Source organism: Cytobacillus sp. MT66, from assembly GCF_058792595.1.
The window spans coordinates 109882-134421 of the sequence record NZ_JBXAFB010000002.1 but is presented as its reverse complement, the minus strand read 5'-3'; the positions used below and the strand labels follow the sequence as shown (position 1 = coordinate 134421).

General features: G+C 42.3%; 32 protein-coding genes. 8 read left to right on the top strand and 24 right to left on the bottom strand.

What is annotated here, in order from left to right:
- The first annotated feature begins 5 nt into the window (after positions 1-5).
- Positions 6-485 carry a (2Fe-2S)-binding protein gene (locus tag AC1Q59_RS03865; RefSeq protein ID WP_492364469.1) on the top strand — a complete coding sequence of 160 codons (480 nt, stop codon included), beginning with the start codon at positions 6-8 and terminating at the stop codon, positions 483-485.
- Positions 486-698: 213 nt separating this feature from the next.
- Here AC1Q59_RS03865 and AC1Q59_RS03860 read toward each other — a convergent pair whose 3' ends face one another.
- From AC1Q59_RS03860 to AC1Q59_RS03795, 14 genes are all read right to left on the bottom strand, one after another.
- Positions 699-1085, bottom strand: a complete 387-nt coding sequence (locus AC1Q59_RS03860) for a hypothetical protein (protein WP_492364468.1) — start codon at positions 1083-1085, stop codon at positions 699-701.
- A gap of 83 nt (positions 1086-1168) precedes the next feature.
- Positions 1169-1927: an RNA polymerase sporulation sigma factor SigF gene (gene sigF / locus AC1Q59_RS03855; RefSeq protein WP_492364467.1), complete on the bottom strand. Its 759-nt coding sequence runs from the start codon at positions 1925-1927 to the stop codon at positions 1169-1171.
- Positions 1928-1938: 11 nt separating this feature from the next.
- Positions 1939-2379, bottom strand: coding sequence for an anti-sigma F factor (gene spoIIAB / locus AC1Q59_RS03850; protein WP_492364466.1), 441 nt, complete (start codon positions 2377-2379; stop codon positions 1939-1941).
- 1 nt (position 2380) lies between these two features.
- A complete protein-coding gene (gene spoIIAA / locus AC1Q59_RS03845; protein ID WP_492364465.1) occupies positions 2381-2731 on the bottom strand; it encodes an anti-sigma F factor antagonist in 351 nt (116 codons plus the stop codon).
- 143 nt (positions 2732-2874) lie between these two features.
- Positions 2875-4056 (bottom strand): D-alanyl-D-alanine carboxypeptidase family protein, encoded by a 1182-nt coding sequence (locus AC1Q59_RS03840; RefSeq protein ID WP_492364464.1) that lies wholly within the window; start codon positions 4054-4056, stop codon positions 2875-2877.
- Between the two features lie 131 nt (positions 4057-4187).
- Positions 4188-5492, bottom strand: coding sequence for a pyrimidine-nucleoside phosphorylase (locus AC1Q59_RS03835; RefSeq protein ID WP_492364463.1), 1305 nt, complete (start codon positions 5490-5492; stop codon positions 4188-4190).
- A 105-nt stretch (positions 5493-5597) separates the two neighbouring features.
- Positions 5598-6416, bottom strand: a complete 819-nt coding sequence (locus AC1Q59_RS03830; protein ID WP_492364462.1) for a purine-nucleoside phosphorylase — start codon at positions 6414-6416, stop codon at positions 5598-5600.
- Between the two features lie 12 nt (positions 6417-6428).
- Positions 6429-7610, bottom strand: a complete 1182-nt coding sequence (gene deoB / locus AC1Q59_RS03825) for a phosphopentomutase (RefSeq protein WP_492364461.1) — start codon at positions 7608-7610, stop codon at positions 6429-6431.
- Positions 7611-7842: 232 nt separating this feature from the next.
- Positions 7843-8736 carry a site-specific tyrosine recombinase XerD gene (xerD, locus tag AC1Q59_RS03820; RefSeq protein WP_492364460.1) on the bottom strand — a complete coding sequence of 298 codons (894 nt, stop codon included), beginning with the start codon at positions 8734-8736 and terminating at the stop codon, positions 7843-7845.
- A gap of 7 nt (positions 8737-8743) precedes the next feature.
- Positions 8744-8974 (bottom strand): YqzK family protein, encoded by a 231-nt coding sequence (locus AC1Q59_RS03815; protein WP_492364459.1) that lies wholly within the window; start codon positions 8972-8974, stop codon positions 8744-8746.
- A gap of 171 nt (positions 8975-9145) precedes the next feature.
- Positions 9146-9607, bottom strand: coding sequence for a ferric iron uptake transcriptional regulator (gene fur, locus AC1Q59_RS03810; protein ID WP_492364458.1), 462 nt, complete (start codon positions 9605-9607; stop codon positions 9146-9148).
- A 164-nt stretch (positions 9608-9771) separates the two neighbouring features.
- The gene (gene spoIIM, locus AC1Q59_RS03805) at positions 9772-10410 is read right to left on the bottom strand and encodes a stage II sporulation protein M (protein WP_492364457.1); all 639 of its coding nucleotides are present in this window, start codon (positions 10408-10410) and stop codon (positions 9772-9774) included.
- Between the two features lie 232 nt (positions 10411-10642).
- On the bottom strand, positions 10643-11806 hold the full coding sequence (locus tag AC1Q59_RS03800; protein ID WP_492364456.1) for an endonuclease Q family protein: 1164 nt from the start codon (positions 11804-11806) through the stop codon (positions 10643-10645).
- Between the two features lie 2 nt (positions 11807-11808).
- Complete coding sequence (locus AC1Q59_RS03795) at positions 11809-12360, bottom strand: NUDIX hydrolase (RefSeq protein ID WP_492364455.1); 552 nt, start codon at positions 12358-12360, stop codon at positions 11809-11811.
- A gap of 75 nt (positions 12361-12435) precedes the next feature.
- On the opposite strand from AC1Q59_RS03795, the gene mciZ reads away from it, so the two are divergent.
- Together mciZ and AC1Q59_RS03785 are read left to right on the top strand one after the other, a co-directional pair.
- Complete coding sequence (mciZ, locus tag AC1Q59_RS03790; protein ID WP_492364454.1) at positions 12436-12570, top strand: Z-ring formation inhibitor MciZ; 135 nt, start codon at positions 12436-12438, stop codon at positions 12568-12570.
- 58 nt (positions 12571-12628) lie between these two features.
- Positions 12629-13540 carry an aldo/keto reductase gene (locus AC1Q59_RS03785; RefSeq protein ID WP_492364453.1) on the top strand — a complete coding sequence of 304 codons (912 nt, stop codon included), beginning with the start codon at positions 12629-12631 and terminating at the stop codon, positions 13538-13540.
- Positions 13541-13621: 81 nt separating this feature from the next.
- Here AC1Q59_RS03785 and AC1Q59_RS03780 read toward each other — a convergent pair whose 3' ends face one another.
- From AC1Q59_RS03780 to AC1Q59_RS03765, 4 genes are all read right to left on the bottom strand, one after another.
- The gene (locus AC1Q59_RS03780) at positions 13622-13867 is read right to left on the bottom strand and encodes a YqkE family protein (RefSeq protein ID WP_492364452.1); all 246 of its coding nucleotides are present in this window, start codon (positions 13865-13867) and stop codon (positions 13622-13624) included.
- 219 nt (positions 13868-14086) lie between these two features.
- The gene (locus AC1Q59_RS03775) at positions 14087-14755 is read right to left on the bottom strand and encodes a CoA transferase subunit B (protein ID WP_492364451.1); all 669 of its coding nucleotides are present in this window, start codon (positions 14753-14755) and stop codon (positions 14087-14089) included.
- Between the two features lie 30 nt (positions 14756-14785).
- A complete protein-coding gene (locus AC1Q59_RS03770) occupies positions 14786-15475 on the bottom strand; it encodes a CoA transferase subunit A (RefSeq protein ID WP_492364450.1) in 690 nt (229 codons plus the stop codon).
- A 105-nt stretch (positions 15476-15580) separates the two neighbouring features.
- Positions 15581-16768 (bottom strand): acetyl-CoA C-acetyltransferase, encoded by a 1188-nt coding sequence (locus tag AC1Q59_RS03765; protein ID WP_492364449.1) that lies wholly within the window; start codon positions 16766-16768, stop codon positions 15581-15583.
- Positions 16769-16976: 208 nt separating this feature from the next.
- On the opposite strand from AC1Q59_RS03765, the gene AC1Q59_RS03760 reads away from it, so the two are divergent.
- The 3 genes from AC1Q59_RS03760 (at position 16977) to AC1Q59_RS03750 (ending at position 19166) form a co-directional block, all read left to right on the top strand.
- Complete coding sequence (locus AC1Q59_RS03760; protein WP_492364448.1) at positions 16977-17882, top strand: hydroxymethylglutaryl-CoA lyase; 906 nt, start codon at positions 16977-16979, stop codon at positions 17880-17882.
- A gap of 82 nt (positions 17883-17964) precedes the next feature.
- Complete coding sequence (locus tag AC1Q59_RS03755) at positions 17965-18096, top strand: hypothetical protein (protein ID WP_492364447.1); 132 nt, start codon at positions 17965-17967, stop codon at positions 18094-18096.
- A gap of 128 nt (positions 18097-18224) precedes the next feature.
- A complete protein-coding gene (locus tag AC1Q59_RS03750; RefSeq protein ID WP_492364446.1) occupies positions 18225-19166 on the top strand; it encodes an alpha/beta hydrolase in 942 nt (313 codons plus the stop codon).
- A gap of 29 nt (positions 19167-19195) precedes the next feature.
- Here the strand turns inward: AC1Q59_RS03750 and AC1Q59_RS03745 are convergent, their stop codons facing one another.
- Complete coding sequence (locus tag AC1Q59_RS03745; RefSeq protein WP_492364445.1) at positions 19196-19732, bottom strand: hypothetical protein; 537 nt, start codon at positions 19730-19732, stop codon at positions 19196-19198.
- A gap of 194 nt (positions 19733-19926) precedes the next feature.
- Here AC1Q59_RS03745 and AC1Q59_RS03740 point away from each other — a divergent pair, with 194 nt between their 5' ends.
- The gene (locus AC1Q59_RS03740; RefSeq protein ID WP_492364444.1) at positions 19927-20139 is read left to right on the top strand and encodes a CDGSH iron-sulfur domain-containing protein; all 213 of its coding nucleotides are present in this window, start codon (positions 19927-19929) and stop codon (positions 20137-20139) included.
- A gap of 32 nt (positions 20140-20171) precedes the next feature.
- On the opposite strand, the gene AC1Q59_RS03735 is transcribed toward AC1Q59_RS03740, so the two are convergent.
- From AC1Q59_RS03735 to AC1Q59_RS03725, 3 genes are all read right to left on the bottom strand, one after another.
- Positions 20172-20336 (bottom strand): hypothetical protein, encoded by a 165-nt coding sequence (locus tag AC1Q59_RS03735; RefSeq protein WP_492364443.1) that lies wholly within the window; start codon positions 20334-20336, stop codon positions 20172-20174.
- A gap of 86 nt (positions 20337-20422) precedes the next feature.
- Complete coding sequence (locus AC1Q59_RS03730) at positions 20423-20755, bottom strand: YolD-like family protein (protein WP_492364442.1); 333 nt, start codon at positions 20753-20755, stop codon at positions 20423-20425.
- 29 nt (positions 20756-20784) lie between these two features.
- Positions 20785-22044, bottom strand: coding sequence for a Y-family DNA polymerase (locus tag AC1Q59_RS03725; protein ID WP_492364441.1), 1260 nt, complete (start codon positions 22042-22044; stop codon positions 20785-20787).
- A gap of 192 nt (positions 22045-22236) precedes the next feature.
- Here AC1Q59_RS03725 and AC1Q59_RS03720 point away from each other — a divergent pair, with 192 nt between their 5' ends.
- Positions 22237-22437, top strand: coding sequence for a YqzH family protein (locus AC1Q59_RS03720; RefSeq protein ID WP_492364440.1), 201 nt, complete (start codon positions 22237-22239; stop codon positions 22435-22437).
- 110 nt (positions 22438-22547) lie between these two features.
- Here the strand turns inward: AC1Q59_RS03720 and AC1Q59_RS03715 are convergent, their stop codons facing one another.
- Entirely contained in the window at positions 22548-23342 is a 795-nt protein-coding gene (locus tag AC1Q59_RS03715; RefSeq protein ID WP_492364439.1) for an SDR family NAD(P)-dependent oxidoreductase, read from the bottom strand.
- A gap of 21 nt (positions 23343-23363) precedes the next feature.
- Positions 23364-24326: an MBL fold metallo-hydrolase gene (locus AC1Q59_RS03710; protein ID WP_492364438.1), complete on the bottom strand. Its 963-nt coding sequence runs from the start codon at positions 24324-24326 to the stop codon at positions 23364-23366.
- Positions 24327-24540: the final 214 nt, after the last annotated feature.

The following is a 24540-nucleotide window of genomic DNA, read 5'->3' as shown; positions in this document are numbered from 1 at the left end:
AAGCAATGTTATCAAATAAAATGGGTAAAACATTGGTAAACATTCATGTAAATGGCGATACTCGCGAGGCTGTCATTCGTTCAGCGGATACCCTTTTGCAAACACTGCGTGATGAACTGGGACTGACCGGTGCCAAACGCGCCTGCCAGAATGGCGATTGCGGGGCATGTACGGTCCTTATAAACGGTGAACCCATGCATTCATGTCTATGTCTCACCATTGAAATGCAGGATAAGATGATCACAACCATTGAAGGGCTGACAGACACCCCTTTACAAAGAGCATTCGTTGATAAATGGGCAATCCAATGCGGCTTCTGCACGCCAGGCTTCATCATCAATGCCCATGCCCTAATAGAAAAACACCCAGATGCAGACGACCAAACCATCGATGAATGGATGTCCTCCAACCTCTGCCGCTGCACCGGCTACCAAGAAATCAAAGAAGCCATCAAAACCGTACTAACCGACACCGACGCAGTATAACACTTTGGGGTCAAGGCCCCCCGCTGCGGTGATGCGGTAAAATGCCGGGGGCCAAATGCCGGGGGTCAGGCCCCCGCTGCGGTAACGCGGTAAAACGTCGGGGGTCAGGCCCCCGCTGCGGTAACGCGGTAAAACGTCGGGGGCCAGGCCCCCGCTGCGGTAACGCGGTAAAACGTCGGAGGTCAGGCCCCCGCTGCGGTGATGCGGTAAAGATTATCCTTTTTGGAAGCTATTGTTTCCGCTGTTAAGAGATTCGATGAGCGAGAGCGTCTGTGATGCTTGTTCGATTTGCTGCTGAACTTGTTCGAGCTGCTGCTGCTGTGCGGCTGTTGCCATAGTGACAGCTAATCCTTGCATTTGGTTTAGCTGCTGGGCTGCCTGCTGAAGCTGCTGCTGTGCCTGCTGCATGGATGGTAAATCAGTAGAGGTACTGCTTTGCTGAAGAGATTGCGCTGCCTTCTGCATAGCTTGCAGCGCTTGCTGCTTCTGATTTTGATATTGCTGCTCCAGCTTCGGCTCACTTATCTTGGCCTCCTGCTGTTTTAACTGCATTTGCTGTTCCTGAAACGATTGACCCTGCTGCTGATCATGGCTGCTCATTGTCATACCCCTTTCCAATCATCTTTCTATACCCTATTTTTCACATTGAACCATTTTATATGTGAAAAAAACCGCATGGATTGTTATAAATCCATACGGTCCTTCATCTGCTGCAATATTTTCTTTTCCAATCGGGACACCTGCACCTGTGAAATACCAAGTCTGGCCGCCACCTCTGATTGCGTCTGATCCTTATAATAACGCAAATAAACGATTAATCTTTCTCGTTCATCCAGTTCATTTATAGCTTCCTTTAAAGCGATTTTATCAAACCATTTTCCTTCATTGCCATCATCGATCTGATCAAGGAGAGTAATAGGATCCCCATCATTTTCATACACAGTCTCATGTATGGACGAAGGAGCGCGGCCGGCTTCCTGAGCAAGAATAATATCCTCTGCAGGAATATCCAGATATTCTGACAGCTCGGAAACAGTCGGAATACGGCCAAGGTTTTTCGATAAATCATCCTTAGCCTTGCGGATTTTATTGCCCATCTCTTTTAATGAACGGCTGACCTTAACGGTGCCATCATCCCTGATAAATCGCTGAATTTCTCCGATAATCATCGGGACCGCATAGGTTGAAAATTTCACATCATACGTAAGATCAAATTTATCTACCGATTTCAATAATCCAATACAACCGATCTGGAAAAGATCATCAGGTTCATACCCTCGATTGAGAAAACGCTGGACAACTGACCAGACAAGACGCATATTTTTTTGCACAATTAAATCGCGCGCCTCCTGACTTCCTGCCTGGCTTTTCTGAATAAGCTCTTTTACCTCATGATCCTTCAAAAATGTTTGGCCCTTATCTTGTTTTACCTCCACATCCATAGCAAGACTCCTTAATTACATAGCATTTTACTATTTGTTAAATGCTTCCTTAATCGGATTTCTGTGCCTTTCCCCGGTTGCGATTGAATTTCGATTTCATCCATAAAATTCTCCATTATTGTAAAGCCCATGCCAGACCTTTCAAGCTCTGGCTTCGTTGTAAACAGCGGCTGCCTCGCTTCTTCAATATCTAAAATGCCAATGCCTTCATCTTTAATCGATAGGTCAATAAACCCGTCTTCAATCGTACACGAAATATACACGATTCCTGTAGGATCTTGTTCATAACCGTGAATGATGGCGTTAGTAACGGCTTCAGAAACAACGGTTTTAATTTCAGTCAATTCATCCATGGACGGATCCAGCTGGCTAATAAAAGCGGCAACCGTTACGCGTGCAAAGGATTCATTCTGGCTTAACGCACTGAATTGGATTTGCATTTCATTTTTCATATTAGGCAACCCCCAGTCTATGCAAAGCAAATTCTTCTGTCGGCTCTAAGCGAATAATCTTAAATAAGCCTGACATTTCAAACAATCTTTGTACAGCTGGAGAAATTGCACAAACAACCATTTCACCATGGTTTTGTTTAATTTGTTTATATCTTCCCAAAATAACACCCAAACCTGAACTATCCATAAAAGACAGATGTTCAAGATTCAGTACAATATGATGAATATCATAATCCTCAATGGCTTTAGTTGCCTGGGTGCGAAGCTCATCAGCAGAATGATGATCAAGCTCACCGCTCAGGCGAATGCACAACACATCTTTCTTTACTTCTAAATCAATAGTAAGACTCACTATTACTAGCCTCCTTATGAAAAATCAAATGGCCTTTAATAGTGAGTCAATTCGATATTCTAAGCTGCGATTCCTTCAACAAGACAAAACTAGTGCCTATTCGCTAAAAAAAGACACGGGGACAGGTCCCCTGTCCCTGCCAATTATTCGCCTGCTTTAGTGAACATGCCCATGGCGCGTTTATAAAGTGTCCACCAGGAAGCCTGCTTGCTTGATTCCTTTGCAACAAGCGGACTTTCAATAATCGTTTTTCCATCCTGCTCTATTTTTAAAACACCAATTTTGTCGCCCTTTTTCACAGGAGCCTTTACCTTTTTGTCTAAAATAATGGACTGTTTTACATTTTCGACCCCTTCACCTTTTTTTGTCAAAAGGGAAATAGGTTCGCTTGTCACGGCTTCTACTCTTTTCTTTTCACCCTTGCTTACCGCGACTTTGCCAAGGCTTGCATTTCTCTCATACATTGGATGTGTTTTATATTGGCTGAAAGCATAGTCAAGCATTTTTGTCACTTGTGCATTGCGCTCTTTTGAAGTCGGTGCACCAAAGACAACAGCAATCACACGCATGCCTTCTTTTTCAGCGGTCGCAGTCAGACAATATTTTGCTTCGTTTGTGAACCCTGTTTTCAAGCCATCAACACCAGGATAGAACTTAACAAGCCGATTCGTATTGACAAGCCAAAATTTCTTATCCGTATCTTCACGCAGATAAGATTCGTAGACGCTTGTAAATTTCGTAATATCTTCATATTTAAGAAGTTCTTTTGCCATGATCGACATATCATGGGCAGTGCTGTGATCATCTTTGCCTGGAAGCCCTGTGGCGGATTTGAATTCAGTATTTTTCAAACCAAGCTCTTTGGCCTTTTTATTCATCATTTCTACAAATGCTTCTTCAGATCCGGCAAGTCTTTCCGCCATGGCAACAGAAGCATCATTACCTGAAGCAATAGCAATCCCCTGAAGCATTTGCTTGGTGGTCATTTCCTCACCAGGTTCAAGGAAGATTTGGGATCCGCCCATGGAGGCTGCATATTCGCTCGCACGAATTTTTTCATCCCATGTTAATTTCCCTTTGTCAATCGCTTCCATTATTAGCAGCATGGTCATTATTTTGGTCATACTTGCCGGCGGAAGCTGTTCATGACTATTTTTCTCATATAAAACGGTTCCTGTATCCCGCTCAATTAAAATGGCGGATTTTACATTAGGAGTCAGCTCGACTCCTTCGCTTTTCTGTTCTTTTTCTTCAGCAAAAGTTGAAGGAACACATACCATTGTTAATAAAAAAGCCGTCACGATTAAAGAGACGAATCGTTTCATCACATACACCCTCCATTCTGTATAGATTCCATCATTTCCATTTAGAAGAAATTTATACCAGAATAGATGGTGAAAAAACATAAGAAAAACGCCAGGGAAATTAGAGCTTTTCCACCGGCGTTTTTTCGCTGTTATTCAGTTATTGCTTCATGTATTAAGATTGGAGAGGCTATTTTTTCTGATGAAATTCGAATATTGCTGTAAAGTTTTTCTTTTACTTCAGCGATATTTTCAAAATTGCTGTGAATCGTAACAAGGGATTCGCCTTTTTTCACAGGATCCCCAATTTTTTTGCGCAAAATAAGTCCAACCGCCAAGTCTATCACAGAGTCCTTTGTCGCTCTTCCGGCCCCGAGGAGCATTGCGGCTGTTCCGATTTCATCTGCAGTCATTTCAGCCACATATCCATCCTCTTTTGCCTCAAGTTCAAAGGTGTAGCTTGCCTGCGGTAATTTTTCTGGATGATCGGCTACTGTTGGATCACCGCCCTGGTTTTGCAGAAAGATCTTAAATTTTTCTAATGCTGAACCGTTGGCGATGGCCTCTTCGAGCATTTCCCTTGCCTCATTTAGCGAGGAAGCTTTTTCAGCTAAATACACCATATAGCTTCCTAATGTCAGGCAAAGCTCAGTTAAATCCTCTGGGCCTTCCCCTTTTAATGTATCAATGGCTTCTTTTACTTCAAGGGCATTCCCTATCGCAAAACCAAGCGGCTGACTCATATCGGAAATAACAGCCATTGTCTTTCTGCCCACATTATTTCCTATCCTAACCATCGCTTTGGCAAGTTCACGTGAATCGTCCAGTGTTTTCATAAAAGCACCGGCGCCTGTCTTTACATCAAGAACGATTGCATCTGCGCCTGCAGCGATTTTTTTGCTCATGATCGAGCTGGCAATCAGCGGGATACTATTTACCGTCGCTGTTACATCACGAAGGGCGTAAAGCTTTTTATCAGCCGGCGTCAAATTTCCGCTTTGGCCAATGACAGCGATTTTATCTTTATTTACCAGATTGATAAACTCATCTTTATCAATTTCCACATGAAAACCTTTGACTGATTCCAGCTTGTCAAGGGTTCCTCCGGTGTGGCCAAGCCCTCTTCCAGACATTTTCGCAACAGGAACGCCCACAGCAGACACCAATGGTCCTAATACAAGTGTGGTCGTATCACCGACCCCGCCCGTTGAGTGCTTATCCACCTTAATCCCATTGATTTGAGACAAATCAATCTGTTCGCCGGATTCCACCATCGCCATCGTCAATTCCGCTCGTTCACTCTCCGACATCCCCTGAAAATAAATTGCCATCATCAGCGCACTCACCTGATAATCCGGAATCGACCCATCCGTATAGCCATTAACAAAAAAACGAATCTCCTCCGCCGACAGCTCCCCGCCATCCCGCTTCTTCTCAATAACATCCACCATTCTCATATACAATCACCCCATCCATTTAAAGCATCACCGCATCGGGGGTCAGGCCCCCGGCGCTTTAAAGCGTTACCTCATCGGGGGTCAGGCCCCCGATGCTTTAAAGCGTTACCCAATTTCAGCGACGATGGTTTTGACGTAGCGCAGGAAATCTGTTTTTACTTTTTCGGTTGTTTCGATGACTTCTTCGTGGTTGAGCGGCTGGTCTAGGATTCCAGCAGCCATATTGGAAATACAGGAGATGCCTAAGACTTTCATCCCTGCATGTCTGGCAACAATGACTTCTGGAACGGTAGACATGCCGACTGCATCCCCGCCCATAAGACGAATCATACGAATTTCCGCAGGAGTTTCATAGGTCGGGCCTGTATTTCCAACATAGACACCTTCCTGAACCTTCAGCTGGATTTTCTCAGCAATTCCCTTTGCAGCTGTTCGCAGATCTCGGGAATACGCCTCAGACAAATCAGGAAAGCGTACGCCAAGCCGTGAATCGTTCGGTCCAATTAACGGATTGCTTCCCATCAAATTAATATGGTCGGAAATCAGCATCAGATCCCCCGGTGAAAAGCTTTCATTGACCCCGCCTGCAGCATTCGTCACAATTAATTTTTCAATTCCCAGCTCTTTCATGACACGAACTGGAAAAGTTACTTTATCAAAGGAATACCCCTCATAATAATGAAAACGGCCTTTCATGGCAGCCACCTGAACACCGTTAAGCGAGCCGAAAACAAGCTGGCCCGCATGCCCCTCGACTGTCGAAACAGGAAAATCCGGAATATCCTTATAATCAATTTGCACGGGTGATTCAATCTCATCAGCTAATACGCCAAGACCTGATCCAAGAATGAGGCCAAGCGTTGGCTGGTGTGGAATTTTTTCTTTTAAATAACTTGCAGCATTTTGAATTTTAGCGTAATCCATACCTTTTCTCCCTTACTTCAATTCATTTAGAAAGCTTTTGCCATATTCAGGCATCTTCACGTTAAAGTTTTCCGCAATCGTTGCACCAATATCAGCGAATGTTTCCCGTATAGGAAGCTCTTTTCCTTCAGTAAAATGCTTCGCATAAACAAGCAGAGGCACATACTCTCTCGTATGGTCTGTTCCATGATGAATCGGATCATTTCCATGGTCAGCAGTAATGATCAGCAAATCGCCATCCTGCATTTTCGCAAACACTTCAGGAAGTCTGGCATCATATTCCTCAAGTGCCTCACCATAGCCTATGGGATCCCGTCTATGGCCATACTTGGCATCAAAATCAACCAGGTTCAAAAAGCTAAGGCCAGTAAAATCCATGTCAAAAGATTCGAGAAGTTTATCCATGCCATCCATATTTGAAACGGTCCGAAGTGACTTGGTTACCCCTTCACCGTCAAAAATATCGGATATTTTCCCAATAGCAATCACATCAAAGCCAGAATCCTTCAGTTCAGACATCACCGTCCGTTCAAAAGGCTTTAAGGCATAGTCATGGCGATTAGAGGTTCTTTCAAAGTTTCCAGGCTCACCGACAAACGGTCTGGCAATCACCCTTCCCACCATATACTTTTCATCGAGCGTCAATTCGCGGGCAATTTCACATATTTTATACAGCTCATCTAGAGGGACAATTTCTTCATGAGCAGCAATCTGCAGCACCGAGTCAGCAGAGGTATAAACGATGATGGCACCGGTTTTCATATGCTCTTCGCCAAGCTCTATAATGATCTCTGTTCCGCTTGCCGGCTTGTTTCCGAGGACCTTTCTGCCTGTGCGTGCCTCTAATTCTGAGATAAGCTCCTCCGGAAATCCATCAGGGAAAACCTGGAATGGCTGTTCAATATATAAGCCCATAATTTCCCAATGACCAGTCATCGTATCCTTTCCTGTTGATGCCTCTTTCATTTTTGTAAAATAGGCAAGCGGTTTCTGAGCCTTTTCAATACCTTTAATTTCACGGATATTGCTAAGACCGAGTTTCCCCATATTCGGCATATTTAACCCATTCATCTTTTCTGCAATATGCCCAAAGGTATCGGCCCCCTTATCATTATATTTCTCTGCATCCGGAGCTTCGCCAATCCCAACGGAGTCCATTACAACAACAAAAATTCTTTTATATGAAGACATCATATTACCTCCTGGAAATCATGTTTATCTAGGTTCTGTTTTCCCCGAAAGGAACGGTTAACCAATCAATATATCAATAGGATATGCTTATCAAACATGATTAAAACAAATAATATACGTCAGAAGTCTGACAACTATAGTTTATCGAAATGCAAATAAAATGAAAAGAAAAAGCCTCCATTTTCATGAAAGCTTTTTATAAAAAAATTCTATTAATCTTTTAATAAATATAGATTTACGCCCGCGGATGGAACTGGCTGTATACGTCCTTTAGCCGTGTCTTTGATACATGTGTATAGATTTGTGTCGTGGATATATCTGCATGGCCCAGCATTTCCTGAACTGCCCGAAGATCAGCGCCATTTTCAAGCAAGTGGGTCGCAAACGAATGTCTTAACGTATGAGGCGTTAAATCCTTTTGAATATTTGCTTCTTCTGCAAGCTTCTTCAAAATTTTCCAGAAGCCTTGCCTTGTCAATCGTTTTCCATGATGATTTAAAAACAAGGCATTTTCACTCGGTCCTTTTGAGATAAATTTGCTTCTTCCTTCATGAAGATATTTATCAAGTGCATCTGCAGCTGTTTTTCCAATTGGAATAATCCGCTCTTTATTCCCTTTGCCAATACATCTGACAAACCCCATCGTTAAATGAACATCGCCTAGATCAAGGCCAATTAACTCACTTACCCGAATACCTGTTGCATAGAGAAGCTCAAGCATCGCTTTATCGCGGAGGCCGTAATGGTCCTTCGCCTTAGGTGCATCAAGCAAAGTCTCAACCTCCTGCATATTCAAAACCTTTGGCAGTCTGCGTTCCTGTTTGGGTGATTCAATATGGACCGATGGGTCATGGTCCGTCTTCTTTTCTCTGAGCAGAAACTGGTGGAATGCGCGCAGGGATGCAATGTGTCTTGCCAGCGTTTTTGCCGATTTTCCCTGCTCCTTTAAATATTTTAAAAATTGGACGATCTGCAGCCGCTGAACTTCATTTAAAACTTCAACTCTTTCAATATTCTTTAAATATTTCAGATAGCTTTTTAAATCACGTTCATAGGACACAATGGTATTTCTGGCCAGTCCCTTCTCTACCGTTAAAAAGTGTATAAAATCCTTTAGCTCGTCCTCCATGATAGCATTACTCCCCGTTTAAATAAAAAAGAATAATTCGGTCAAACCAGTTCGATTCTACATCATCATTCACACTGGCAGATACCTTTACCGCCGCTCCCTCTGGTTCATCATAGCGGTGATAATCCTGATATTCTTCATTTAACCACATAATACCATAATAAAAAAGGATTGTGCATCCAGTAAAAAGGACAAATACTTTGATTGTTTGCAGTATCATCTTAAACCACGATCTCATGATTTCTTCCCCCGAAAAATCGTTATTACTACAAGGTATGCCAATTTGGACAAGAATTATACCTACTTATTTTTCGGGAGCTGCTAGCAGGGTTATTTTTGGGACAAGGTGCCTGTCCCCGTGTCCTCAATAAAAAAACCTTTCCTAAAACTAGAAAAGGTTTAAAAACTATTATTCTTCATTTGAATCCTTGATTTTATCATGGCAGCGGTAGCAGATTCCATGAAAGGTCAGGCGGTGATCTTTAATTTTAAAGTTCCAGCGCCGTTCCACTTCTTCCTCAACATCGTCGAGTAAATCCTCCTGAATTTCATCAACCGCACCACATTCAATACAAACAAGATGATGGTGAAAGTGTGCTGCGCCTTCCTGACGCAAATCATAGCGGGATACCCCATCACCAAAATTAATTTTATCGACAATTTTTAATTCAGTCAGTAACTCAAGTGTTCTATATACAGTTGCTAAACCGATCTCAGGCGATTTTTCTTTTACAAGGAGGTAAACATCTTCCGCACTTAAATGATCCTCTTCATGCTCTAATAATACGCGGACGGTTGCTTCACGCTGAGGTGTTAGTTTATAGCTGGATGAATGCAACTGTTTCTTTATTCTATCAAGTCTGCTTTCCATTTTAGAAGTTCCTCCCTCGCCACTAAACATTCCCATTATAACAGATAAAGGGGTAGATTCAAAATAAAATTATTACAATCAAGTGATAATAGGGATTATCAAGTAATAATCAATATAAACACACTAAAAAACGGATAAACCTATTGGTTCATCCGCTAATAAAGTTAAATGGAGTGAAGAACTGACTTCATTAACATAGGTGAAATAAAAGCCTCAATTCCAGCAGCAGCTCCCAGGAAAACAATGGCAATTGCAAATGCAGCCATATATCGGCCAAATAATGGCAGCATCGGTTCGCCGATTTTCTTCATGAACTGTCTTTGGATCATCTTTAATGAGAATGACACGGCAAGGGTTGCCGAAACAATAAAGATCGGGATAATAAGAAAGTTTTGCGGCAGAACAGCTACAAAAGAAAGCAAAAATCCATTCCAGCCCATTTTATTAACTAAAAACCCAACCGTAAATCCCACTACCATACCTTTCATGAACAATAACACAAGGATGACCGGAAGCCCGATAATGGAAATACCCAATATCCACATAAGGCCAATATATTTCGTATTATGGAAAAAGCTTTGCCGCAAAAGATCATTGGACGCAGCTATCTCTTCATTTGACATTTGACTGAAGAACTGTGAAAGGTAGTAAAATAAATCTTCTTTTTGTGTAAAGCTTAAACTATTAACAACGATAGCCCCAAACACAACACCCATTAGAAAAAGGACAATGACAAATAAATAAATTGAGGAATGCTCACGAAAATGGAGTGCAGCGACGTTCTGGTACATTTTTTTTCTCAATTGCTCTTCCTCCCGTTCTCTTCTTAGCGCATTAAAATTTAAAGCGCGAGGCTTCTTCTCCTAAGAAGTTTTCCAATTAGTAAAGTGTATGCTTGTCCTTTTTCGGTATGACAGTTTTTCGGCTTGGAATTTTCAAAATGAAAGAGCAAAAAACATCCAGCCCCATTAATGAGACTGGATGTTTTTTAAAAGTATAATGAATCTGCTTCAAGATTTGTCCAACGTTAGCACATTAGTCAGTAATTTTCCCGTACTTACCTCCTCCGCCAGCTGAAAGATGTATTTTCCCCTCTCTTGCTTTAACAATCATTTCAGCCGTCTTAATCGGGATAATTTCACGTAACTTTTCTAATGGAACCTCATGGAGAATAGCCATTTCTGTGCCGAAATAATCAAGCAGTTTTCGGAGCATTTTCGGACCCAATCCCGGAATGAATTCCAGCGGCACCTGATGAATATAGGGCGGGCGACCTGCAGGCGATTCATCAGAAGTCTTTAGCTCCAAGATTCTGTCAGCAACGCCCTTCACAAATTTTGTATGACCGCATTCGCTGCATTCACCGATTTCCGGGTCGAATGGAGCGAAACATTTAGCACATACGGTCTGATGATATTTGCCGAGTAAAGGATCAAGGCCATAATTGGCTATAATCCCGCGGCCATCAATCCCTTTTAATGCTTTTTCAAGCTCATTAAATGCAGGGGCCTCCATTCTGAGCACATGATATTCTCTGGCAATTTTTTTTAAGGAATGAGCATCAGAATTGGTTACAAAGGAATACTGATGAAGCTCCCCAATTTGATCAGCCATTTTTGTATTCGCACTTAGACCAAGCTCAATGCCATCAATCAAATCTTTATCCAGTACTTCCGTTAATGAGCGTTGGACGCCTTTGCCAAACAAGCTTTTAAAAGGAGTAAAGACATGCGCTGGAATAAATAATCCCCCAAGCTCCTTAACCTTGGCCTGCAGCTTTCGTCCGGACACATAAATCCGCTGAGAGCTTAATGTAATATTTTTCAAATGGCTGGAAAGCCACATGGAAAATTCGCGCATGATCTCTAAGTTTCGAAAATAGCAAAGAACATGGATTGGGCCATGGCAGCTTTCATCATATATTTCCAGCTCTGAGCCTGGGATAATTGTCAAATCGCCAAATTGCAGCCCGCCTTGCGGATGATCAGTTACATCCCCTGTCTCCTGGAGCTTGCTTATCTCCAAAATAACCTCTGGGGAATGGCAATCAATAATACCAATGATATGGAGGCCCTTTTCATTTCTGGCATGCTCAATAATATTTGTAAACGTCAGCGACTTAGCTCCCGTAATCTTTACCGGCTTGCCTGTCATTGTTCGACCAATATGAATATGTAAATCTGAGTAGTATTTATTCATCTTTATTTATTCAGCGCCTTTTGCAATTGCAAGTATTGGACTGCGTAGGCAGTTTTTGCATCATAAATTTTCTTTTCCTGTAATAATTGCTTCGCTTCCTCCAGGGTCAATTCGATTAAATTCACAAATTCATCCTCATCAAGACCTGCGGCATCCTCCTTTTGCTCCAGACCCTTTGCGATATATAAATGAACCAATTCATCGGCAAAGCCTGGTGAAGTATAGAAGGAAATAAGGTGTTCCATCTCCTTGCTGACATAACCTGTTTCTTCCTCAAGCTCACGTTTAGCGCACTGCAGTGGATCCTCGCCCGGCTCAAGCTTGCCAGCGGGAATTTCAACAATGATTTTTTCCAATGCTTTTCTATATTGCTCTACCATGACAATTTTATCATCTGCAGTTATTGCCAAAATGGCAACCGCTCCAGGGTGCTTAATAATTTCCCGCTTTGAATGGCTGCCGTTTGGAAGTTCTACATCCTCTACCTGTAAGCTAATCACTTTTCCATCGAAAATCTTTTCTATTTTTATTGTCTTTTCCTCTAAGCGATTCATGTTTTGGCCACTCCTGTTCTATTCCGATTAGTTTGTCTCATACATATTATCATACATCACTAGGAGGAATATAAAATGAAGGTTTACGTTCATGAAAAGGGCGTTATTCTCGTAGGGAAAGCATGGCAGATCCGGGCAAAATTGAAGGAATATCGAAAGGAATTTGCCTTATTAAAGGATTGGGTAGATACAAAAGGGCCTAAGAATTGAGATTTTCTCTTTATCTTCGTTAAAATAGAGAAAACAAAGGAAATCGAGGTACGATTTAATGAAGAAAAAACGACTGGGCAAATCAGATTTAAATGTAAGTTCTCTTGGACTTGGCTGCATGTCTCTTGGAACAGATCCAAAAAAAGCTGAAGCCATTATTGATGCGGCATTAGAAGAAGGGGTTAATTATTTTGACACGGCAGATTTATATGACTTTGGCGAAAATGAACAGATTGTCGGGCAGGCGCTAAAAAAGGTAAGAGACCAAGTAATTATTGCAACAAAGGCAGGAAACCGCTGGAATCAGCAAAAGGATGGATGGAGCTGGGACCCCTCCAAGACATACATTAAAGAGGCGGTTAAAGCCAGCTTAAAAAGACTTGGTACGGATTATATCGACTTATACCAGCTTCATGGCGGAACGATTGAGGACCCAATCGACGAAACCATTGAAGCGTTTGAAGAACTAAAGCAAGAAGGGTGGATTCGCTATTATGGCATCTCATCCATTCGTCCAAACGTCATTCGCGAGTTTGTAAAAAAGTCAAATATCGTGTCAGTCATGATGCAATACAGCATTCTTGACCGCCGCCCAGAAGAAGAAATGCTGCCAATGCTCCACGAGCACGAGGTTGGTGTTGTCACCCGCGGAGGGCTTGCAAAAGGACTGCTAAGTGAAAAAATGCTCGAAAAAGCATCGGAGAAAGGCTATCTTGATTATTCATTCGAGGAGCTTCAGGAAGTGCTTCCCGTTCTTCGAAAAAGAGTGGCGGATACACGGTCCATGACCGAAATCGCCATACAATATAATTTGGCTAATCCTGCTGTGACATCAGTTATTGCAGGGGCAAGCAGCGTTGAACAGTTGAAAGAAAATGCACAAGCTGTTCGAGCTATTCCACTAACGAATGAGGAGATTTCGGTTATTCAAGGGATAGTTAAAGCAAACTTGTATGAGCAGCATAGGTAATGTTGGATAGGATAAAAGGTTTATGCATTACAAAAAAATCGCTTAGGCTACAATGTCCTAAGCGATTTTTCTATTTTATGTTTATTTGAAATTTTTCCAGTTTAGATCACTTTCACCAAGAAGTTCTTCAAAACTTTTATTTTTTTCCCGCAGTCTTCTTTCTTCCCGTTTGCGTTTTTCTTCTTCTTCGATTCTTTTATCTTCTTCTGCTTTTAACTGCTGCTTAGCGTCTTTTAGTTTTTCCATTAAATCACTATTTAGCATATCGCCAAGTGTAACTGGCTTATCATCCTTTTTCGGCTGGGAATGCTGTTTTTTCTTTTTCATGGTATCGCCTCATAAAAATAATTTTGTCACTTATTATAGCATGATTTTGACCATTTATAAATTCCAGAAATTCTATCCGATTCCCAAACGGATCATCAATAAAGAAACGATTTCTCCCATTTGTGATCAATGCCTGTAAATGAAAAAGTCATCTGAAATCTTCCTCCACATAAATAGTAAAAGGCACAGCATTAGTAACTGTACCTTTTATGATTCAATTTAGAATGCATCTGTAATAACATTCTCATCTATCTGCAGCTCTGCTTCGGTGCATTGAATAATTTCTTCAACTGTAAAGCCTTTTGCCACTTCAACCAGCTTAAGTCCTGAGTCTGTTACATCAATTACCGCCCGGTCCGTTATAATTCGGTTTACAACGCCTTTCCCTGTCAGCGGAAGTGTACATTCTTTGAGAATTTTTGATTCTCCGCTTTTGTTCGTATGATCCATGATAACAATGATTTTCTTTGCACCGTGGACTAGGTCCATAGCGCCGCCCATCCCCTTAATCATTTTTCCGGGGATCATCCAGTTTGCAAGATCCCCCTTTTCGGAGACCTCCATTCCGCCAAGAATGGCGACATTCACATGACCGCCGCGGATCATAGCAAACGATTCAGCGCTGTCAAAATAAGCTGCCCCAGGAATGGCAGTAACTGTTTCTTTACCTGCATTAATTAAGTCTGGATCCACTTCCTCTTTAGATGGATATGGCCCAATGCCAAGTAACCCGTTTTCTGACTGGAGCACCACTTGCTTATCTTCTGAAATATAATTTGCTACAAGCGTTGGCATGCCAATCCCAAGATTGACATAGAAGCCATTTTGAATTTCCCTTTCAGCCCGTCTTGCTATTTTCTCACGAACTGCTGCTTTATCGTTACTCAATGGCAGCGTCTCCTTTCTAAATGGAATAATTTATCTTGCTAAAGTCAATCTTTCAATCCGCTTCTCTTGATTTCCTTCGATTAATGTTTGGACATAGATGCTTGGTGTGTGAATAGAATTCGGATCAAGCTCGCCAATTTCGTATAGATTTTCTACTTCGGCAATTGTTACCTTCCCGGCAGCGGCAATCATTGGGTTAAAGTTTCTTGCAGTTTTATGATAGATAAGATTTCCCATTTTATCGGCTTTCCACGCTCTTACTAAGCTGAAGTCAGCGATTAATGATTCTTCAAGCAAATATTCTTTTCCATTAAATACCTTCGTTTCTTTTCCTTCAGCAATGGGAGTTCCTACCCCAGCCGGCGTATAGAATGCAGGGATACCTGCACCGCCTGCCCGAATTTTTTCAGCGAGCGTTCCCTGCGGAAGCAGCTCAACCTCAATTTCTCCTGATAACACCTGTCTTTCAAACTCTTTATTTTCCCCAACATATGAGCCTATCATTTTCTTAATTTGCTTATTCTTTAATAGCAATCCGAGACCCCAGTCATCCACACCGCAGTTATTGGAGATGACTGTTAAGTCCTTTACCCCTTTTTCTGCAAGAGCCAAGATTAGATTCTCCGGTATTCCGCAAAGGCCAAAGCCTCCGACCATCAGTACTGCGCCATCATGAATATCCTTAACCGCTTCCTCAAATGATGTACATATGTTTTTCATGTTCATTCTCCCCTCTCATCCTGAGAACGTTTTAACCTTTTTTAACAAAAGGCATGTAAGCATTTGCCGCTTGGAATCAAAAACATTCGCTCATGAAAGATTTTTTTACGCTAATTCTACGACTGTTGCTACTCCAAGGCCGCCTCCGATGCATAGAGTTGCCAAACCTTTCTGCGCCTTTCGTTTTTTCATTTCGTGAATTAACGTGACGAGAATTCTTGCACCGCTCGCTCCGATTGGATGACCTAGTGCGATGGCCCCTCCATTCACATTCAAAATTTCCTTATTAAAATGAAGCTCCCGATCTACTGCAAGAGATTGGGCAGCAAATGCTTCATTAGCCTCAATCAGATCCAGCTCTTCCATCGATACAGACGCTTTTTCCAATGCCTTTTTCACTGCGTTAACTGGACCGATTCCCATTATACTCGGATCAACCCCAGCACTTGCATTTGCCTTAATAGTCACAAGCGGCGCAATCCCCAGCTCATCAGCTTTTTTTCTGCTCATGACAACAAGCGCAGCCGCTCCGTCGTTAATTCCGGAGGCATTGCCTGCTGTGACACTTCCGTCTTTTTTAAAGGCTGGTCTTAAAGATGCTAATTTTTCGGCAGTCGTTCCCTTTTTTGGGTATTCATCCGTATCGAAAATGATCGGATCTCCCTTTCTTTGCGGAATTTCTATAGGAATGATCTCGTCCTTAAATCTGCCGCTTTCAATAGCATTTATAGCCTTTTCCTGGCTTTGTGCAGCAAATGCATCCTGTGCTTCCCTTGTTAATCCATATTTATCGCATAAGTTTTCTGCTGTAATTCCCATATGATAATCATTGAATGCGCACATTAAACCGTCAGAAATCATCGTATCAATGAGTTTCTGATCTCCCATTTTAAATCCATTGCGTGCATTTTGTAATATGTAAGGTGCCTGTGACATATTTTCTGTTCCGCCGGCAACAATAATGTCTGCATCCCCAGCGATAATAGCCTGTGCTGCCAGGTGGACTGCCTTTAATCCAGAACCGCAGACCTTATTAATAGTCATAGCGGAAACGCTTTCAGGGAGCCCGGCTTTTAGTGCCGCTTGTCTTGCCGGGTTTTGTCCAAGACCTGCCTGCAATACATTACCAAGAATAACCTCGTCGACTTGTTCAGGAGATACACCCGCTTTTTCAATTGCTGCCTTAACGGCCGCTGCTCCTAAATCCGTAGCTGACACATCCTTCAGGCTTCCATTAAAACTGCCGATTGCGGTACGGACTGCGCTGACGATTACAACCTCTGTTTGTCCCATATGATTCCTTCCCTTCTCGTCCAATTCAAAAACTTTGCTGAAAAGTTTTCCTGTCTTTAAGTAATTTCTAGAATGAATTGCAGAATTCCTTTTATTTTGTCAAATTTTCTATTATTCTTGCTTTTTCAAAATGGAACCAACTAAAATAAAGAAAATAGAAAACCTTTAAATCTATACACTATTAAACTATGAGATTGGAGTGGGAAACATGACGCTTGAAATGCCATCAAAAGTGACAATGATTGAAGTCGGTCCCCGTGATGGGCTGCAAAATGAAAAATCCTTTGTCCCGACTGATGTAAAAAAGGAATTTATTAAAAGTCTGAAAAAAGCGGGGTTAACTGAAATGGAGCTGACCTCCTTTGTTTCACCAAAATGGGTGCCGCAAATGGGAGATGCAGCTGAAATCGTCGCAGACTGCCTCGATGATCAAGCACGTGATATTGTTTTAGCGCCTAACCGAAAAGGAGTCGACCGCGTTTATATGACAGAGTGCAAAGCGGTTGCATTATTTGTCGGTGTCAGCAATACGTTCAACAAGAAAAACATTAATAAAACCACACAGGAAAGCATGAACGAATTAATACCGATTATTGGAGAGCTAAAAGAAAAGGGCTATTTCGTCAGAGCATGTATCTCCACTGCCTTCTACTGCCCCTATGAAGGTAAAGTAGAAATTGAAGACACAGTCAATCTATGCCGCCAATTTGTCGAAGCGGGTGCTGACGAGCTGAGTGTTGCTGATACAATTGGAATGGCAGCTCCTCATGAATCCTATGCTTTATTCAGCCGTCTAAAAAAGGAATTTCCAAATATCCTGATGACAGCCCATTTCCATGATACGAGAAAAATGGCTCTGACAAACATTTACGCTGCCCTGCAGGCTGGTGTTGACCGGTTTGATACATCGGCTGGCGGTCTAGGCGGCTGTCCTTTTGCTCCGGGTGCAGCCGGCAATGCGGCAACTGAAGATGTTGTCTATATGCTTGAGCGAATGGGCATCGAAACAAATGTCAATCTTGATCAATTAGTTGAAGCAGTTAAAATTGTTGTACCGCATATAACCCGCCCAATCGAAAGCACCTATTACCGCTTGCAGACACAATCTGTCTAATTAACAGAAAGTTTTCATGAATAAGCACCCCCTTCTTTATCCATGTTATTAAGTGATAAACCAAGAAGGGGGATATGCAAATATGTCTAAAAAGCAGGAAAAAGGCTACAGTCAAAAAGGAAAGCCGAATAGTGATACTGTCAGCCAAACGATTGCAGCTGAAGAATTAGAAAAAGCCATTCACCCGACAAAGCGTCAGAATTCTGAGCAATAAGACTACGACCAAAGCCGCTCCTTTTGAGCGGTTTTTATTTTCATATGGAAAGTTAACCCAGAGGTAATTCATGTTTTAAATTCCATAAAAATGGTAAAATAGAATAAACAGCTGCCGGAGGGATGAATATGAAAAGACTTCTTCGCTTTACTCGCTATCTCCTTTCCTTCATCGTTTTTCTGTCTACTATCGGGATTTATTTTTCCAATCGGCTTATGTACATGAGGAAAAAAAAGGACAATTTTATTGTTGAACGCGAAACAAAAGCTGGACGGTTTCATCCGGAGAAATTTGAAAACCTTCCAAAAAAGGAGGTTTTGATCCCTTCTCCATTTGGCTATGACCTTAAAACGGTGATTGTCGAGCCTTATCCATCAAACCGGTACATGATCATTGCACATGGGGTTACCGAAAATAAGGTAAATTCCGTCAAATATATGAATCTTTTTCTGGAGCGGGGGTTTAATGCAGTAATTTACGACCATCGCCGCCACGGAGAGTCAGGCGGAAAAACCACTAGCTTCGGTCATTACGAAAAATTCGATTTAAAAGCAGTCGTTGATTGGCTTAAGAAGACAAAAGGCCCCGACATTCAGATTGGCATTCACGGCGAATCTATGGGAGCTGCAACTTTGCTTTTGTATGCTGGCATGCTTGAGGATGGGGCAGATTTTTATATCGCAGATTGTCCATTTTCGGATTTCAAGGAACTGCTTGCCTACCAAATCAAATCCGGTATGAAACTGCCCGCAAGCCTGATTCTCCCTTTGGGCGATTTATTTTTGCGTTTGCGCCAGAAATATTCGATCAAAAATGTTTCTCCGATTTCTGTGATTGATAATATTAAAAAGCCCATTTTATTTATTCACAGCCAAAAAGATGACTTTATTTTACCAAGCATGTCACAGGAGCTGTTTGAACGTAAAAAAGGGCCAAAAAAGCTTTATATAGCATCCAACGGTGTTCATGCACAATCGTTTAATGAAAATCGGGAAGATTACGAGAATGTGATTGATGAGTTTTTGAACGAATATGTATTTCCTAATCGAATGGAGTATATTTCTCACTAAAGGCTCAGAGCTTCTGGGCCTTTTCTTTTCTAGTTCAGCCTTGGTCCTGCTCCTTTGTCAATCCTTGAAATCCCTCTCGCTGCTTTATATTCGCCCGTCTTATAGAAATAGCGCCCGCTATCTTTTTCAATAATTTGTGCACTGACAAGCTGATTATTTTTCCCAAGCACTTCGACCGTCTGTATGTCCTTATCCTTGATTTCTCCGAAGATAACGGGGATATAGTACTCGAGTTTCCCCTTATGGTCATAAATATAAAAGGCATCCGTATAGGTGGTCAGCCTCTCTCCTTTTTTATAATCCCAATGGTTATGGCCCGCATTTTCCCAGCCTTCCCCATCACTTCCTTTTAAAAAGGCAACAGTTACGGCGTCAAATGCTTCACGCTGATTTTTTTGATGAGTTAAATATAATAAAACCATACCGCCTTTTACTTTCTCCTGATGGATAACCTCCTTTACATTAAACGGGATCTCCCCCTCTATCGCCTCATCCATTGTTTTAACCGAGCATGCCGGCAATAGAAGGATCACTGCAATAAAGAAAATGACCCCTTTTACCTTCACCTTTTTCCCCTCCATTGCTTTTTTAGGTACTTTACCATTACATGTAAAAGTCAATGGAAACATGCCTATTTTGGGGATATTTTTTATTGGCTTTTTGTTTTATCAATTTTATTGCAGAGTGATCGCTTGCTTTTTTCCTTTATTGTTATTACCATCATTTTAAGTATGGAAATCTTATGAAGAGGTGGTTATGTATGTCAAAGGTAACAATTAAAGTCAATGATAATGGTTCTTACCGCATTACTGGGGATGTCGAGCTTGTTGACGCCGAGGGGAATAAGTTTCCTGTCAAACCAACATTCTCTCTTTGCCGCTGCGGCAGAACGTCTAATTCTCCGTTTTGTGATGGCAGCCATAAAGGACATTTCGAATCTGCTCCGCGTGCGCCAAAGTCTGAGGAAGAGTAAGGTTAGGTTTTTAACAGTTGAACGGGGAAAAATCATCCCCGTTTTTTCCTTTCTAATCCAGCTTTTGCAGGTGCTGCAGGTTCTTCTTCCGTAATCCCCTGCAAGCTCTCCCGATTCATTTTGCTTGGATCTTCACCTGGGCTTCCAGGGGCAATATGTGACATCGGAAGCTGTTCTAGTTCCTTTCCTCTTGGCATGAAATAACACCTCCCTTTTACTAGGGTGCTTCCGCCAAGAAAAGGCTAGCCATTTTGGAGGCTGCCATTATTTTCATTTTCCTGTTTTATTCTGCTATACGGACATCAGCTATGTCCGAAATGCTGATACGATGGATTTCTTTAAAATAGTCGGCAATATGAAGCTGATGATTGATTTCATCCCAAGAATGAATGTTTCCCACGAGAAGCTCATAATTTTTATAACTATAGTGAGTGATCGCAACTGGCCTACCGTACTCGATTGCCTCGGAAATGACTTCATTCATGTTTTCAAGTGTTTGTTCATCAATTTCGCGCTTTTGGTCAAATGTATCTTCCTTCGCCCAATCTCTTAATAATTTCACGTGTTCCGGGAGCATCATGGATGTCCATTTTATTCTGCCTCGATCTCGAATCATGACCCAACCCTCTTTTCCTAAAATACAGTCTACCTTTTATGTCCTCCAACAAGCTTGGACCTGAGCCTTGCTGTTCCTGCATTTGTATAGGAGACGGCTCGCAAAAGGGCACCCGCCCCGAATTTCGATCTGATATGATCAACCGTGTAGCCGAGCTCACGCTTCTTCCAGACATTCGGTTCAAAGAGGCTCAACTGCATTTCGTTGTCATCAGCAAGATTGCCAAGTGAAATAGAAATTTGCCGAACCGTTTTTCCTTCATAAAATTTATGAAACAGCTGTATGCAGACACGATAAATATCCATGGTCACGTTCGTCGGCTCATCAATGGTCTTCGAGCGGTAAAAACCGCCGCCAAACTCATCCTGGCTATAGCCAAGCCCGAAGCTAATAGTTCTTCCGGACTTCCGGTGGCTCCTTGCCCTTCTTGCCACCTCCTCACACATTTCAAGGATGACATACTTAATTTCATGCTCCTCCTTATAGTCCCGGAGCAGTATTTGACTTTTTCCGAAACTAACCTGGCCTTCCATAATCGGTGCGCCAATCTCGGAAAGATCAACTCCCCATGCATGGTAATAAAGCTGATTTCCCATAATGCCAAATTTCTTTTCCAGCTTCTCCAAGTCATAGTGGGCAAGCTGGCCAACGGAAAAGATCCCCATTCCGTTCAGTGTTTTTTCCACGCGGCGCCCAATCCCCCACATTTCCCGCAAAGGGGAAACCGGCCACAATTTCGCTGGCACATCTTCATAGGTCCATACAGCAATTCCGTGCTTTTTTGCTTCCAAATCAAGACAAAGCTTTGCCAGCAGCATATTGGGCCCAATGCCGATCGCACTGGGGAGCTGAAATTCCCGCTCGATATCGTCCTTAATTTTCTTGGCAATGGTAAAGACATCCCCCCAAAGCTGCATGGTTCCGTCCACCTTAATAAAACTTTCATCGACACTGTACATATGAATGGCTTCCTTCGGGACATAGCGATTGAAGACACGGGTAAGCTCGGTTGAAATTCTTAGATAGGTAGCCATTTTTGGCTCGGCAATGATAATTCGCGGATCATTCGGTACCTCATAAAGCCGGCTTCCTGTCTTAATGCCAAATTCCTTCTTCATTTTCGGTGATGCCGCAAGAACTACACTCCCCTTCCTTTCCTGGTTGCCAGCTACGACGAGATAGCATTCAAGAGGATCATGCCCGAGCATAACGGCCGAACAGCTGGCATAGAAACTTTTCATATCCACGCACATGACCTGATTATTTGGCATCGTGCTGTAATCAATCATAGATCTTCCCCCTAGAAATCTTCAGGCCCTGAGGTTAAACTCTCAAAAAGAACGTTTGTTCTTATTTATACCCATATATTAAACGAATATACGTTCGATTTCAATGGAAATTAAACGACATATTTCTTTAAATTTTCCAGCAGGTGCACTAGCATAAATATACGTATAATCAACTCGAGGGGTGGTTAACTAATGGATCGAAAGCTTATTTTTAAAATGATTGAAAACTGTCTTAGGCAATATAATGAAACGATTACATATAACAGTGCGGAGTTTGAAGAAATGTATGAGAAGATCCATATTCTAAAAAATGGCGAGGAAAAAGAAAGCGAACTCCACGACATCGTCAATGACGTCGTTTATGGCTACATTACAAATTCGCCTTATTTTTAAATTGCGGCTAAAACCGCTTTCACACATTAACGCGATGGGGGTCAGGCCCCCATCGCGTTAATACGGCACAGCGTCGGGGGCCTGACCCCCGGCGCTTTAAAGCGGTACAGTTATTTTCGATCAAAGAATCGTCTGCCGATGCGTTCGAAGATGCGCGGGAATAGGACGTAGAAGATGCTTCCTGCATTCATCCAGCGGGGCAGGTTGATTTCTCTTATTGGTGTGAGCATGGAGTCGACAATTCTTTTTGCAACAAAGTCAGGCTTTAGCATAAACCCCTTGACACTCTTTACATAGGTTCCCTTTTCATCAGCAATATTAAAAAAGTTTGTTTCTATTGGCCCAGGATTAACGGCTGTTACATAGATGTGATGCTTGGAAAGCTCCATCCGAAGGCTATTGGTATATCCGAGGACGGCGTGCTTCGTCGCTGAGTATACGCTCGATTTCGGGGTAGCAATTTTTCCAGCCTGGGATGCTATATTAATAATGTGGCCGCTCCCCTGCTTGATCATTTTCGGTAAGATCAGGCTAGTACACGCCATCAATCCAACAACATTGACAGAAAACATGCCTTTAATATCCTCAATCTTAGCCTCGTGTGCTTCGCGGAATACCCCATAGCCAGCATTATTGACAAGAACATCGACAGTGTCAAGCTTAGCCAATACCTTGGAGAAAACGGTCTGTATTTCATCGGTATTGGAAACATCAAGCTGGAACACATCGATATTCACATGATAACGGCCTTCTAATTCGCTTTTTAGCTCCTGAAGCTTGTCGAGATTTCTCGCAAGCAGCACAAGATTGGCCCCTCTTTGTGCACATAACGAAGCCATCTGCGCACCAATGCCGCCTGATGCCCCAGTAATAATAATGTTTTTATCTTTTAAACGATCCGCCATAATTCACCTCATTTGAAAAAACTACGCTGAAAAAAGAAAGGCACTTCCATCTTTATTTATACTAATTTCCCCTAACGCATTCAAATAATCAAGCTGAGCAATCGTTTCAGAGATGGTCAATGACAGCTCGCGTTCATAAACGGCAGGGAAAAGCCGTTTGCAAATCTCAAACACAGAAAGCGCTCCTTCTGTTTTTAGCATGTTCTTCACTTGCATAGCACGGTCATGCTGGCGCGACAGCCTCTTATCAATAAGTTTACCTGCATCAAATATGTCCTCGCCATGCCCGGAATAAACCAGCCGTATTGGAAGCTTTTTCAGCTTTCTTAACGATTCATTGTATTGGACCTGCGGCTTTGGCCGCTTCGTTGTGCCAGGCAGAGGCGGTTCAATTAAGGGATTAGGAGAAATATGGGCAAGCAGATGATCACCGCCAATATAAACGCCATCGGATTCCCGCAGCAAACCGATGTGGCTTTGGGCATGCCCTGGTGTTTCAAACACAGTCCATTGTTCAAGCCCTTGCGGATGGTCCCCCTCTGCTAAAATACCAGTCAACGGACGGCTGCAGGAAAATTTTAACGACTTTTTTTGCAGTTCGATAAAGGGAAAATACTTTTCCGGAATTCCGCACTTAGGAAACAAATCATAATAAAAATCGTCATGTTCCTTCAAAAATTCATCGGTACGAACCAGCCATCTTTGATTAAGATGATGCCCGTATACCTCTAATGAATCTGGAAAAAAGTCCAGCAGACCGGCATGGTCAGGATGGTGATGTGTAAGCACCACCTGTTCAATATCACTCGGGGACAATCCCAGTTCTTTCAGCTGCGACTTAAGGGCTTCCCAAGCTGCTTCTGTTCTGGGGCCGGCATCAACAAGGGTAAGCCGTTCACCTTTTACCGCGTACACATTCACATCCCCTACAGGAAAAGGTGTAGGAATAACGATCTTTGCGATTCCATCATTCCATTCTGGCATATAATCAGCTCCTCAATTACTATTCTTACATAGAGTTTCCATTCAATATTTTAAAACACTTCAGCATATACCTTTCAGTTTAACCTTCTTTAACGCAATTGTCATTATTTTCGAATAACTTATTTTTCAAAGGAAAATCCAGCTTGGAAAGCATGTAATTGCGGACAAAGGAATAGGAATGAGTGGAAAATTCTCTGGGATTATAGTAAATAAA